Below are 12554 nucleotides of genomic sequence, written 5' to 3'. Positions count from 1 at the left end.
CACCACTCTCTTTTATAAGATGAATAAGAGCTTAATCATACGCGTCAGGCGGAAAAGCAGATATCTGAAAGCGGAAAAAAGTCATTTTTACGCACCGTTACGCTTTTCTGTGAAATATTGTCGTTATTCCCACTTTGCTCGCCGCGACTTCGTAGTATAAATACGGTGTATATTCCCCTAATAAACGATGGATGCCTCCGTTGAAACGTAGTTTGCTCATTTTTGCTGCGCTGTGCGCGGCGTCGTGGACCTCAGCCCAGGCGGTTCAGCCGAGCGTTGATCCGGTATTTACTTCTGATGTGGTCGACCGCTTCGCCGAACATATTTATTACGGCAGCGGCGCCACCGGCATGGCGATGGTGGTTATTGACGGCAACCAGCGCGTATTCCGCAGCTTCGGCGAAACCCGTCCGGGTAATAATCAGCATCCACAATTGGATTCCGTTATCCGTATCGCCTCTCTGAGTAAGCTGATGACCAGTGAAATGTTGGTGAAACTGCTCGATCAGGGAGTGGTTAAGCTTGACGATCCGCTGAGTAAATACGCCCCGCCTGGCGCGCGCGTGCCAACCTACCAGGGTGTACCGATTACGCTGGTCAATCTCGCGACCCACACCAGCGCCCTGCCGCGCGAGCAGCCGGGCGGCGCGGCGCATCGCCCGGTTTTCGTCTGGCCGACCCGCCAGCAGCGCTGGAACTGGCTGTCGACGGCAACGCTTAAAACCACGCCGGGTTCGCAGGCGGCCTATTCCAACCTGGCCTTCGACCTGCTAGCCGATGCGCTATCGACCGCCGCCGGTAAGCCTTACCCGCAGCTGTTTGAAGAACAAATCACCCGCCCGCTCGGCATGAAGGACACCACCTTTACGCCATCGCCGGACCAGTGTCAGCGCCTGATGGTGGCGGAGAAAGGCGCCAGCCCGTGTAATAACACCCTCGCGGCCATCGGCAGCGGCGGTGTGTATTCGACGCCGGGCGATATGATGCGCTGGATGCAGCAGTTCCTCTCTTCAGATTTCTATACCCGCGGCCAGCAGGCCGATCGCATGCAGACGCTGATTTATCAACGTCCCCAGCTCACCAGAGTGATTGGCATGGATGTCCCGGGTAAAGCCGATGCGCTGGGACTGGGCTGGGTTTACATGAAGCCGAAAAACGGCCATCCGGGCATTATTCAGAAAACCGGCGGCGGCGGCGGATTTATTACCTATATGGCGATGAACCCGCAGGCTAACGTCGGGGTCTTCGTGGTTGTGACCCGTTCCGCGTTGACCCGCTTCAGCGCCATGAGCGACGGCGTCAACGACCTCGTCAGCGCCTTAAGCGGCGTGCAGCCGAATATGGAAACCGCCAGCCAGTAATCGTTGCGGGATGTTTTGCCACTGATTGTTAAGGATCGTTTTGGCGAAACATCCCGCTGTCGTTTGCGGTACACTACCTTCTTTCATTTCACAAAATCAGGCAAACCATGACAGATTTAATCACTCGCCCACGCCGCCTGCGTCAATCCGCCTCGCTGCGCGCCATGTTTGAAGAGACAACACTGAGTTTGAACGACCTGGTGTTGCCGATCTTTGTTGAAGAAGAAATTGACGATTACAAAGCCATCGAAGCGATGCCTGGCGTCATGCGTATTCCGGAAAAACATCTGGCGCGCGAAATTGAGCGCATCGCCAACGCCGGTATTCGTTCAGTGATGACCTTTGGTATTTCCCACCATACCGACGCGACCGGTAGCGATACCTGGAATGAAAACGGTCTGGTGGCGCGCATGACCCGTATCGCCAAACAGGCGGTGCCGGAAATGATCGTCATGTCCGATACCTGCTTCTGCGAATATACCTCGCACGGCCACTGCGGCGTGCTGTGCGAGCACGGCGTCGATAACGATGCGACTCTGGAAAACCTCGGTAAGCAAGCGGTTGTCGCCGCGGCCGCCGGCGCTGATTTCATCGCGCCTTCCGCCGCGATGGACGGCCAGGTACAGGCGATCCGCCGTTCGCTGGATGCCGCAGGCTTTACCAATACCGCAATTATGTCCTACTCGACCAAATTCGCCTCATCGTTCTACGGCCCGTTCCGTGAAGCCGCCGGTACCGCGCTGAAAGGCGATCGTAAAACCTACCAGATGAGCCCGATGAACCGTCGCGAGGCAATCCGCGAGTCGCTGCTCGATGAAGCGCAGGGCGCGGACTGCCTGATGGTGAAACCGGCTGGCGCCTATCTGGATATCCTGCGTGATATCCGCGAGCGCACCGACCTGCCGCTCGGCGCTTATCAGGTCAGCGGCGAGTACGCGATGATCAAATTTGCCGCGCAGGCTGGCGCTATCGACGAAGAGAAAGTGGTGCTGGAAAGCCTTGGCGCAATTAAACGCGCAGGCGCGGACCTGATCTTCAGCTATTTCGCCCTCGATCTGGCCGAGAAAAAAATTCTGCGTTAAACCTTCCCTCCCCCTGGTAGCGCTTGCGCTTACCGGGGCTACCAACCAAATGCCAAATCGTAGCCCGGATAAGGCGTTAGCCGCTATCCGGGAATCCTCCCCGGTGGCGCTGACGCTTACCGGGGCTACCAACCGAATGCCAAATCGTAGCCCGGATAAGGCGTTAGCCGCTATCCGGGAATCAGATTTTGCGTTCCGTTTTCCATCTTCCGTGACGGCTCCTTGGCGAACCTTCTCTTCTCCTTTAACGTCTTAAATCACATTATAAACGTTAGCTACCAGGAGAAGCTGTGGTTGCTTATCGACGCTATTACATCAAAGGGGGAACCTGGTTCTTTACCGTTAATTTGAAAGACCGTAGAAGCAGGCTTCTGACTGAAAGAATTGAATTATTTCGCTACTCCGTTTCCGTTGTAAAACAGCGTCGCCCTTTTATCATTAATGCCTGGGTGGTATTGCCTGAACATCTCCACTGTATCTGGACACTGCCCAACAATGATGACGATTTTTCTTCCCGCTGGCGCGATATCAAAGGCTGTTTTAGCAGAACATTAAAACGACAACATATCTGGCAACCTCGCTTCTGGGAGCATGCCATACATGATGAAGAAGATTATCGCCGCCATGTTGATTACATACATATCAATCCATTAAAACATGGTTGGGTTACGCAGGTTATAGATTGGCCATTTTCAACCTTTCATCGAGATGTCCAACGCGGGCTATATCCTGCAAACTGGGCTGGCGAAAGCTTTGAGCTTAGCTGCGGCGAACGCCGATAGCCCCTCCCCGGTGGCGCTGACGCTTACCGGGGCTACAAATCGGCGCCAAACCGTAGCCGCTATCCGGGAAACCTCACCTGCTGAGACCGAATCTTCACCGAATTGTAATCTGAACGACATCTGCGCCTTCTACTGTCTGGGCAGGACAGAGGAGGAGTCACTATGTTTAGTCTCGACAACGTTCTCGATGACCTGTGGCCACAGGCAAGGCCCGCCCCCTGGCAGAAAAAGGTGTTGAAAAAACTTCTACATGAAGAAGAGTTCCAGCAATTTGCCGCCCGCCATCGTCACCTGAAAGGACTGGATACGGTCGAACAGGTCCTCGAACATCTCAACATCCGTTGCGCTATTCCGGCGCATGACCTTGAACAAATCCCCGAACATGGCCCGTTGGTGATTATCGCCAACCATCCGACCGGAACGCTTGATGGACTCGCTCTGCTCTATGCGGTCTCCCGCGTACGGCGCGATGTCAAAGTCGTCACTAACCGCATGCTGACCCATCTTGAACCGCTGAGCTCGCTGTTTATTCCGGTGGATAATATCAACGGCCGTACCGCCAAAGCGGCGCTGCAGCAGATGGATCAACAGCTTCAGCAGGGCGGCGTGCTGATCTTCTTCCCGGCGGGGGAAGTCTCGCGTCTGACCCGCCGCGGCATCCGTGATAAAAAATGGCATCCCGGCTTCATCAAGCTGGCGGCGAAATACCGCGCGCCGCTGCTGCCGGCCTGGATCCGCGCCCACAACAGCCCGCTGTTCTACGCCAGCGCCCTGCTCTCCGATAATCTGCCGCTGCTGCTATTAATGCAGCAGATGTTTCGCCGCCGCGATAGCAGCTTGCCGTTACGCATTGGCCAGCAAATCGCGTGGTCATCGTGGCATCAGCCGCCGCTTTCCGCCCGCGAACTGGCGGACCGCTGCTACCGCCACGTCGAGCGCCTCGGTAAAGGACAACCCGGCCTGTTTAAAAGCGAAAGCGCGATCGCCCGCCCGGAAGACCGCGCGCTGCTCAAACGCGAGCTGGCAAAAACCGAATGTCTGGGCAAAACAGCCGACGGTAAGCTGATTTATCTATGGCAGCGCAACGGTCAGGAAGAGGCGCCGCTGCTACGCGAACTGGGCCGTCTGCGGGAGATCGCCTTCCGGGCGGTCGGCGAAGGCAGCGGTAAACGCCGCGATATCGATAGCTACGATGATGACTATCTGCACCTGATTTTATGGGATGAAGAGGATCTGGAGATCGTCGGCGCCTACCGTTTTATGCCTACCGCCATGCAACTGGAGAAACGGGGACTGGAGGGCATCTACAGCTACAGCCTGTTCCACTACGACGCGCGGATGGACGATATTCTGCAGCACGGGATTGAACTGGGGCGCAGCTTCATTCAGCCGCGCTACTGGGGGCGCCGCGGACTGGATTATCTCTGGTCAGGCATCGGCGCCTGGCTGGCGCGTAATCCGCACTATCGCTATCTTTTTGGACCGGTCTCGATTTCCGGCGGCTTGCCGCCCGATGCCCGCGATTTGCTGGTCGCCTTCTACCGCTTATGGTTTCCGGCCACGCATCCGCTGGCCAAATCCCGCCGCCCCTACCCAGCTTCGCTACCCGACGTGCTGGCGCAGTTTGGCGGCAAGGATTACACCGAAGACCTGACGCGGCTGAAGTCGCTGCTCGGTAACCTCGGCTGCGGCATCCCGCCGCTGTATAAACAGTACTCGGAAGTGTGCGAGCCGGGCGGCGTGCAGTTTATCGATTTCGGCAGCGACCCGGACTTTAATCACTGCGTCGATGGGCTGGTGCTGGTGGATTTAACCTACCTGAAAGCCAACCGCTACCAGCGCTACATCGGCGCGCATCTCTAGCCGTTTATCCCGCCCGGTAGAACGGCTTATCGCCAAGAATTGTCGCGCGGTGCATGATGCGCCGCTGCGGCAGATAGTCGGCGTTAGCGTAATGCTGCGTCACCCGGTTATCCCAAATCGCCACGTCGTTCGGCTGCCAGCGCCAGCGCACCTGGAATTCCGGTTTTGTGACGTGAGCAAACAGGAAATTCAGCAGCGCCTCGCTCTCTTTCTCGCTGACATCCACAATACGGGTGGTAAACCCTTCATTGACGAACAGCGCCTGCTTACCGGTTACCGGATGGGTACGTACCACCGGGTGCAACAGCGGCGGGTTCTTCGCCACCGCCTCGCGCCAGCGCTGATGCTCCGCTTGCGTCTTGTTGTACTTGTACTCCTGGAACGATTTGCGGAAATCGTGCTCCGCGCGTAACCCGCTCAACAGTTGGCGAAACGGTTCAGAGAGCGCCTCCCAGGCGGCAATACCGCTGGTCCACAGGGTATCGCCGCCGGTAGAAGGTAACTCCTTCGCCGCCAGAATCGCCCCTGCCGGCGGCGTGTCGATAAAGGTCACGTCGGTATGCCAGTTATCGTTGTCCGGCGGATTATCGTTATGGGTATCCAGCACGATAATTTCGTCAACGCCCGGCGCATGCGGATAGACCGGATGAATATGCAAATCGCCAAAACGTAACGCCAGATCGCGCTGCTGTTGCGGGGTGATATTTTGCTCGCGCAGGAACACCACCTGATGGCGCAGCACCGCGTGGTATAGCTGCTCAAACTGATTGTCGCTTAACGGACGGGTCAAATCGGCTCCGGCCACCTGCGCGCCAATATACGGCCCCAACGGGGTAATGCTCAGACGTTCACTCATTGTACTTCTCCATGCCAGGGCGTCAGGCGACGCTGCAACGCGCGCAGTCCCAGTTCCAGAACAAATGCGATTATCGCAATCACCGCGATCCCGGCTAACACCACATCGGTCGCCAGGAATTCACCGGCGGATTGCACCATAAAACCTAAGCCGCGAGTGGCGGCAATCAGCTCCGCCGCCACCAGCGTCGACCAACCGACGCCAAGGCCAATGCGCAGGCCGGTGAGAATTTCCGGCAGCGCGCCCGGTAGGATCACCAGCCACAGCACCTGAGCGCGACTGGCCCCTAAAGACTGCGCGGCGCGAACGCGGACCTGCTGCGCGCTTTTTACCCCCGCCAGCGTCGACATCACTACCGGAGCGAAAATCGCCAGATAGATCAGTAAGATTTTCGGTGTTTCGCCAATGCCGAACCAGATGATCACCAGCGGCAGCCATGCCAGCGGCGGTACCGGACGATACAGTTCGATCAGCGGGTCGAGGATCCCGCGTACCGTTGGGCTCAATCCCATGGCGATCCCCACCGGTACGCCGACGATCGCCGCCAGTACCAGCGCGATGGCGATACGCGTCAGGCTCGCCGCCAAATGCTGCCACAGGGTCGCGTCCATAAAGCCTTGCGGCCCGGCAATGGTGAGTAGCTTCTGCAATACCTGCCACGGCGAGGGTAAAAACAGCGGGCTAATCAGCTGCAACGCGGTCACCGCCCACCAGATAGCCAGCAACACCGCCAGCGTCGCTACGCTAAGGGTCAACTGCCGTGATAGCGGCCAGCGCCACTTCAGCGCGCGCTGGCGCGGTTTATCATTGAGGACCACGCTCATGAGAAAGCCTCCCGTTGTTCGAACACCCGGCTAAGCACATATTCGCGCTGGGCGATAAATTGCGGATCCGATTTAATGCTGCGGCAGGATTCACCGGCGACAAAACGGCGGCCAAACTCCAGCGGCAGGCGTTCCTGCACCCGCCCTGGCCCCGGCGACAGCAGCACCAGCTCGCTGGCCATAAATACCGCCTCTTCGATATCGTGGGTAATCAACAGCACCTGCTTGCCGGTTTCATGCCACAGGCGCAGCAGCAGGGTTTGCATCTGCTCGCGAGTAAAGGCATCCAGCGCGCCGAAGGGCTCATCCAGCAGCAAAAGCTGCGGATCCGCCGCCAGCGCGCGCGCAATACCGACGCGCTGACGCTGGCCGCCGGAAAGCTGCCAGATAAAGCGTTTTTCCGCCCCCTGCAGGCCGACTTTTTTTAACATCTGCGCGGCGATTTCCCGGCGTTGGGTCTTTTCAACCCCCGCCAGCTGTAATCCCAGCGCGACGTTATCCAGCACGTTGCGCCACGGCAGCAGACCTTCATTTTGAAACACCACGCCGCGATCGGCGCCCGGCCCGTCGATGCGACGGCCTTCGAGAGTGATGCTGCCGTGCTGGTAAGGCACGAATCCGGCAATCAGGTTCAGCAGCGTGGTTTTGCCGCAGCCGGAGGGGCCCAGCACCACCAGCAGTTCGCCGCTGTCCAGCGTCAGGTTGATATCCGCCAGCGCTGGTTTACCGCCATAATCAGCGGAGAGATGCGAGATTTGCAGCATCGGAGCCTCCTTTTATTTCACGAAACGGTCGGTAACGAACTGGCTATAGTCGGTTCCTGCGGCCGGCACTTTCCCCTGCTCTTTGAGGAATTTCGCGGTATCGATAATCGCCTGGTTCACCGGGCCGTTAAGCTCCTGCGCCTGCTGGGCGGCGGTAAGATAGGTATTGCCTTTGACTAACACCGGTACATCCGCCTCCGGCACGCCGCTCAGTCGCGACAGCTTGCTGAGATTTTCCGGCTGCTTCAGCCACGCATCCGGGTTGGCGATATAGGGCTGCTGCGCGTCGATGGCGCTTTTAGCGAAAGCTTTCACGATTTCCGGATGCTGCTCGGCAAAGTCTTTACGTACGACCCAGACATCCAGCGTCGGCGCGCCCCATTGCCCCACCTGCGCGGAGTCGGTCAGCACCTTGCCCTCTTTTTCCAGTTCGTTAACGGCTGGCGCCCACACGTAAGCGCCATCGATATCGCCGCGCTGCCAGGCGGCAATAATCGCCGGCGGCTGCAGGTTGATAATCTGCACCTGACCCGGTTTGATTCCCCAATGTTTCAGCGCGGAAAGCAGGCTGTAGTGGGTGGTCGAAATAAACGGTACCGCAATGCGTTTGCCAATCAGATCTTCCGGCTTAGTGATATCTTTTTTCACCACCAGCGCTTCGGAATTCCCAAGCTTTGAGGCCAGCAGGAACACTTCAATCGGTACTTGCTGAGTGGCGGCCACCGCCAGCGGGCTGGAACCGAGGTTGCCGATTTGCACATCGCCTGAGGCCAGCGCGCGTACGATGCTGGAGCCGCTGTCGAATTTACGCCAGTCAACGGTGGCGCCGCTGGCTTTGGCGAAGGTGTTATCCGCCTGGGCGACTTTCGCCGGTTCAGCGGAGGTTTGATAGGCGACGGTGACGTTAACCGCCTGAGCCTGGAAGGCAGCGAAAGCCAGCGCCGCCAGAAGAGTAATTCGCGATGTGAATGCCATAGTGTCTGCTTCCCCTTAGTTGTTATGGGTGCAGTATTTCCGGCATCAGCGTGGAGATGAAGTAATTAAAAATTCTGCCTAATAGCGAATCGTTTTTAGAAGAAAATCGGGATTAGATAGTTAAAAACAGGGATTAAAGAAATGGGTTCCCCCGGCTCGCGGTACTGGTAGCCCGGATCAGGCGCGGAGCGCCGCCATCCGGGGGGAAAGAAATACAGGTGTTAGCGGCCCGCCGCCAGCGCGGCGATATCCTGCGGCGTGGTGCGACAGCAGCCGCCAATCAGCCTGGCGCCAGCCGCCAGCCACTGCGGCAGATAGGCCGCAAGCGTCGCGCAGGCTTCGCCGTGATGATGCCAGGTCTTGGTCAGCGCATCATAGTGCTCGCCGGAGTTAGGATAGACCACCAGCGGCAGCGACGTCAGACTGTGCAGGTGCTGCAGCGCGGCGGTGGTATTTTCCAGCGCGATACAGTTAATCCCCAGCGCCAGCACCTGAGGATTATCGGCCAATACCGCAACAACCTCGCGCAGCGGCGTGCCGTCGCTGAGATGTTCGGCATCGCGCAGGGTCAACGAGAACCAGGCGCGGGCGCGCGGGTAGTCACGCAGCAGCGCCGCCAGCGCCGTGATTTCGGCAAACGACGGCAACGTTTCACAGGCCAGTAGATCCGCCCCGGCATCCAGCAGCGCTTCGACGCGCGGACGGTGGAACGTCTGAAACGCCTCCGCGCTGCGCTGATAATCGCCGCGATACTCAGAGCCATCCGCCAGATACGCGCCATATGGCCCGACCGACCCGGCCACCAGCAGCGTTCCCGCCTGCGGGTTTTCCGCCAGATACGCCTCGCGGGCTTTACGCGCCAGCTCGACGCTTTTACCTATCAGCGCCTTCGACTGCGCCTCATCCAGTCCGCGGGCGGCAAAGCCTGCCGGTGTTGCCTGATAGCTGGCGGTGATCGCCACCTGTGCGCCAGCGCGGAAATAGTCGAGATGCACATCGCGGATCAGCTGCGGGTTTTCCAGCAGTACCTTCGCCGACCATAAACTATCGGCCAGATTGCAGCCGCGCGCTTCCAGCTCCGTCGCCATCGCGCCATCCAGCAGCACGAACGGTTGCGTTTCAAGGATAGCGGTTAGCGGATTATTCTGCGGCATGTTGCGGCTCCTGAGTTAATTTCCGTGTACGAGTCAGATAGTAAGCACCATAACACAGCGCGACGAACGGGATCCCGCACCACAGCGCAATACGCTGGCTTGGGTCAAAGGCCAGCCCCACGCAGGCCACCAGGCAGAGGACAAACCCCAGCGCCGGCACCAGCGGATACCACGGCGCGCGATAGTGCAGCTCGCTTAACGCTTTGCCCTGCTGCAGATGGCGGCGGCGGAAGACAAAATGCGACGCGCAGATGCTCAGCCATACCGCGACCACCGCAAAACCGGAAATCGCCGACAGCGCAACAAACACCGTATCCGGCGCGACTACGCTGGAAAATAGCGCCAGCACGCCGCCCAGCATGCTCACCGACAGCGCGGTTAGCGGCACGCCGCGTTTATTCACTTTGGCAAAGCAGGCTGGCAACGTCTTCTCATTTGATAGCGACCACAGCATCCGTCCGGAGGCATACAGGCCGGAGTTGGCCGCCGACAAAATCGCGGTCAGGATCACGAAGTTAAAAATATCCGCCGCATAAGGAATACCGACCTTTTCAAACACCAGTACGAACGGGCTTTTTTCCACCCCCGCCTGCTGCATCGGGATCAGCGCCGCGAGCACGAAAACGGTGCCGATAAAGAAAATAATCAGCCGGGCAATAGTGGTGCGGATCGCGACCGGTATCACCTGATGCGGATTTTGCGTCTCGCCGGCGGCGATGCCGATAAGTTCGGTGCCCGAGAAAGCGAAGTTCACCGCCACCATAGTCATCAGGATCGGCAGGCCGCCATGAGGGAACCAGCCTTCGGCGGTGATGTTATGCAGCCCCGGCGCCGGTGAACCGTCAGTCAGCGGAATAAAGCCGAAGATGGCCGCGCCGCCGAGAATAATAAAAGCAATGATGGTGATCACTTTGACCAGCGAGAACCAGAATTCGCCTTCGGCAAAGAAGCGGGTAGAGATAACATTCAGGGCGAAAATCACCGCGCAGAAAATCACGCACCAGACCCACACCGGCACCTGCGGGAACCAGTACTGCATACAGAATCCGGCGGCGGTAAAGCTCGAGCCGAGCGCCACGGTCCAGGTCAGCCAGTAGAGCCACGCCACGGTATAGCCGGTCGCCGGGCCAAGATAACGCGCGGCATACACGTGAAAGGCGCCGGTTTCCGGCATCGCCACCGACAGTTCGCCAAGACACTGCATCACCAGCCAGACCACCAGCGCGCCGATCAGATACGCCAGCAGCGTGCCCGCCGCGCCGGTGGTCGAGATAATATAGCCGGTATTGAAGAATAACCCTGTGCCAATGACGCCGCCCAGCGAGAGCATAATCAGGTGGCGCGTTTTCATGGTGCGCTTAAGTTGCCCACCTTGTTGTTGTGATGTTGTTTGCATATTGCCTTCTTTATGCATGGACGTCTAAACATCCAAATGAAGGTCATTTATACCGTGACGGCGGGGAAATTGCAAAACGGGGATAGGAAAAAACAGGGCGAACAGGCGTAGGAGCCTGGGTTTAAAGCTGCTTGGGCTGCGGAGCCTCTCCTTTTTACCGCAACCGCAAGCAGCCTTCGGCTACACAGAGCACACCTCGTTCCAGTAGGCTTCGCGCGTCCAGCGCCGCTCAGTATGTTTTGTCATGGCGAAACCACCGGGTTTCCACGTTGCCGAGATCCACGCCATACAGGCTGGCGACCGGCAAGATCGCCTCCATCATCCGTTGGCCATCTTGCTGCCCGGCTTCTCCGTTAGATAAAAAAGCCAGCCAGCCGGTAATCCGTTGCCACAGCGCTACTTTCATTTCTCCTCCATCGGTCGGGTTTGCGTTGTTGTTATTTCAACCACAATCGCCGACGGGCGGGAAATATCAATTCCGAATTTGTAATCCTGGAAGATGCATATTCGCCGCTGCGCTTCGGTGACTAACCCCTTCCTGTAAAAGCGATTTGGTTAACAGCAATACCCCCATTTTTATTAAGAGATTTTGGTTATAGATAAGAATTTTTTCTTCTTTGCCGGACGAGGCGCTTTTGTGGGAGCGTGATAAACACAAAACAAAACAGGGATTCAGGGGAATGATGATGCATAAAACTTATACCAAAATCGCTTTTTCGCTGGGCGCGCTGCTGCTGGCCGCCCAGGCGCAGGCCGACCAGTTAGCCGATATCAAAGCCGCCGGAGTGGTGAAAGTCGCCACCTTCGACGCCAACCCGCCGTTTGGTTCCGTGGATGCTAAAACCCATCAGCTGGTGGGTTACGACGTCGATTTCGCGCAGGCGCTGGCAAAATCTCTTGGCGTCAAACTTGAGCTGGTGGCCACTAACCCGGCTAACCGTATTCCGCTGTTGCAGTCCGGTAAGGCCGACCTGATCGTCGCCGATATCACCATTACCCCGGAGCGCGCGCAGGTAATTGATTTCTCAACGCCCTACTTTGTGACCGGCCAGCAGTTCCTGGTTCCGGCTAAGTCGCCGGATAAACTGGATGACTACAGCAAAGCGCGCATCGGCGCGGTAAAAGGTACCACCGGCGAACAGGCGCTGCACCAGCGCTTCCCGCAGTCGCGGGTACTCTCCTATGACGATATTCCATTGGCGCTGACCGCCCTGCGAAACGGCAACGTGCAGGCGATTACCCAGGACAGCACCATTCTCGCCGGGCTGCTGGCGGGCGCGCCGGATAAAGCCAACTTTAAAATTCTGCCGGACCTGCTGAGCAAAGAAGAGATTGGCGTCGGCGTGAAAAAAGGCGAACCGGCGCTGCTGAAAGCGGTAAACGACGAGCTGGTTAAGCTGGAAAAATCCGGCCAGGCGGCGAAAATCTACGACACCTGGTTTGGCCCTGGCACCGCCTCTCCGCAGCCGCGCGCCTTTACCATAGAAGCGAAATAAC

Annotated in this window: 12 protein-coding genes; 5 read left to right on the top strand and 7 right to left on the bottom strand. The window is 58.0% G+C overall.

Annotation, left to right across the window (positions count from 1 at the left end):
* Positions 1 to 200: 200 nt before the first annotated feature.
* The 4 genes from ampH (at position 201) to PGR29_RS21360 (ending at position 5088) form a co-directional block, all read left to right on the top strand.
* Positions 201 to 1361: a D-alanyl-D-alanine-carboxypeptidase/endopeptidase AmpH gene (gene ampH / locus PGR29_RS21375; protein WP_316425274.1), complete on the top strand. Its 1161-nt coding sequence runs from the start codon at positions 201 to 203 to the stop codon at positions 1359 to 1361.
* Between the two features lie 107 nt (positions 1362 to 1468).
* On the top strand, positions 1469 to 2443 hold the full coding sequence (hemB, locus tag PGR29_RS21370; RefSeq protein ID WP_015704537.1) for a porphobilinogen synthase: 975 nt from the start codon (positions 1469 to 1471) through the stop codon (positions 2441 to 2443).
* Positions 2444 to 2733: 290 nt separating this feature from the next.
* Positions 2734 to 3225, top strand: a complete 492-nt coding sequence (locus PGR29_RS21365) for an REP-associated tyrosine transposase (protein WP_316425273.1) — start codon at positions 2734 to 2736, stop codon at positions 3223 to 3225.
* 162 nt (positions 3226 to 3387) lie between these two features.
* On the top strand, positions 3388 to 5088 hold the full coding sequence (locus PGR29_RS21360; RefSeq protein ID WP_316425272.1) for a lysophospholipid acyltransferase family protein: 1701 nt from the start codon (positions 3388 to 3390) through the stop codon (positions 5086 to 5088).
* 4 nt (positions 5089 to 5092) lie between these two features.
* Here PGR29_RS21360 and tauD read toward each other — a convergent pair whose 3' ends face one another.
* The 7 genes from tauD to PGR29_RS21325 all read right to left on the bottom strand — a co-directional run bounded on the left by tauD (position 5093) and on the right by PGR29_RS21325 (position 11463).
* The gene (gene tauD, locus PGR29_RS21355) at positions 5093 to 5944 is read right to left on the bottom strand and encodes a taurine dioxygenase (RefSeq protein WP_015368108.1); all 852 of its coding nucleotides are present in this window, start codon (positions 5942 to 5944) and stop codon (positions 5093 to 5095) included.
* Positions 5941 to 6768: a taurine ABC transporter permease TauC gene (gene tauC, locus PGR29_RS21350; protein ID WP_020079520.1), complete on the bottom strand. Its 828-nt coding sequence runs from the start codon at positions 6766 to 6768 to the stop codon at positions 5941 to 5943. Before tauC ends, tauD begins: the two co-directional genes overlap by 4 nt.
* Positions 6765 to 7532: a taurine ABC transporter ATP-binding subunit gene (tauB, locus tag PGR29_RS21345; RefSeq protein ID WP_045380937.1), complete on the bottom strand. Its 768-nt coding sequence runs from the start codon at positions 7530 to 7532 to the stop codon at positions 6765 to 6767. The genes tauC and tauB overlap by 4 nt, the downstream gene beginning before the upstream one ends.
* Positions 7533 to 7544: 12 nt before the next feature.
* Positions 7545 to 8507 (bottom strand): taurine ABC transporter substrate-binding protein, encoded by a 963-nt coding sequence (tauA, locus tag PGR29_RS21340; RefSeq protein ID WP_047042419.1) that lies wholly within the window; start codon positions 8505 to 8507, stop codon positions 7545 to 7547.
* A gap of 221 nt (positions 8508 to 8728) precedes the next feature.
* Entirely contained in the window at positions 8729 to 9661 is a 933-nt protein-coding gene (gene mmuM / locus PGR29_RS21335; protein ID WP_087859200.1) for a homocysteine S-methyltransferase, read from the bottom strand.
* Entirely contained in the window at positions 9648 to 11057 is a 1410-nt protein-coding gene (mmuP, locus tag PGR29_RS21330; protein ID WP_113373717.1) for an S-methylmethionine permease, read from the bottom strand. Before mmuP ends, mmuM begins: the two co-directional genes overlap by 14 nt.
* Positions 11058 to 11286: 229 nt before the next feature.
* On the bottom strand, positions 11287 to 11463 hold the full coding sequence (locus tag PGR29_RS21325; RefSeq protein ID WP_015368101.1) for a hypothetical protein: 177 nt from the start codon (positions 11461 to 11463) through the stop codon (positions 11287 to 11289).
* A 280-nt stretch (positions 11464 to 11743) separates the two neighbouring features.
* On the opposite strand from PGR29_RS21325, the gene PGR29_RS21320 reads away from it, so the two are divergent.
* On the top strand, positions 11744 to 12553 hold the full coding sequence (locus PGR29_RS21320; RefSeq protein WP_410477041.1) for an ABC transporter substrate-binding protein: 810 nt from the start codon (positions 11744 to 11746) through the stop codon (positions 12551 to 12553).
* Position 12554 lies beyond the last annotated feature (1 nt).

Source organism: Klebsiella sp. 141203 (genome assembly GCF_032601985.1).
GTDB lineage: Bacteria > Pseudomonadota > Gammaproteobacteria > Enterobacterales > Enterobacteriaceae > Klebsiella > Klebsiella aerogenes.
The sequence above is the reverse complement of the archived record's forward strand: the minus strand, read 5'-3'. Positions and strand labels throughout refer to the sequence as shown.

Bases quoted from the DNA above. Each gene is read 5' to 3' on its own strand.
- hemB (WP_015704537.1), top strand. From the start codon at position 1,469: ATGACAGATTTAATCACTCGCCCACGCCGCCTGCGTCAATCCGCCTCG.
- PGR29_RS21360 (WP_316425272.1), top strand. From the start codon at position 3,388: ATGTTTAGTCTCGACAACGTTCTCGATGACCTGTGGCCACAGGCAAGG.
- tauD (WP_015368108.1), bottom strand. From the start codon at position 5,944: ATGAGTGAACGTCTGAGCATTACCCCGTTGGGGCCGTATATTGGCGCG.
- tauC (WP_020079520.1), bottom strand. From the start codon at position 6,768: ATGAGCGTGGTCCTCAATGATAAACCGCGCCAGCGCGCGCTGAAGTGG.
- tauB (WP_045380937.1), bottom strand. From the start codon at position 7,532: ATGCTGCAAATCTCGCATCTCTCCGCTGATTATGGCGGTAAACCAGCG.
- tauA (WP_047042419.1), bottom strand. From the start codon at position 8,507: ATGGCATTCACATCGCGAATTACTCTTCTGGCGGCGCTGGCTTTCGCT.
- mmuM (WP_087859200.1), bottom strand. From the start codon at position 9,661: ATGCCGCAGAATAATCCGCTAACCGCTATCCTTGAAACGCAACCGTTC.
- mmuP (WP_113373717.1), bottom strand. From the start codon at position 11,057: ATGCAAACAACATCACAACAACAAGGTGGGCAACTTAAGCGCACCATG.
- PGR29_RS21325 (WP_015368101.1), bottom strand. From the start codon at position 11,463: ATGAAAGTAGCGCTGTGGCAACGGATTACCGGCTGGCTGGCTTTTTTA.
- PGR29_RS21320 (WP_410477041.1), top strand. From the start codon at position 11,744: ATGCATAAAACTTATACCAAAATCGCTTTTTCGCTGGGCGCGCTGCTG.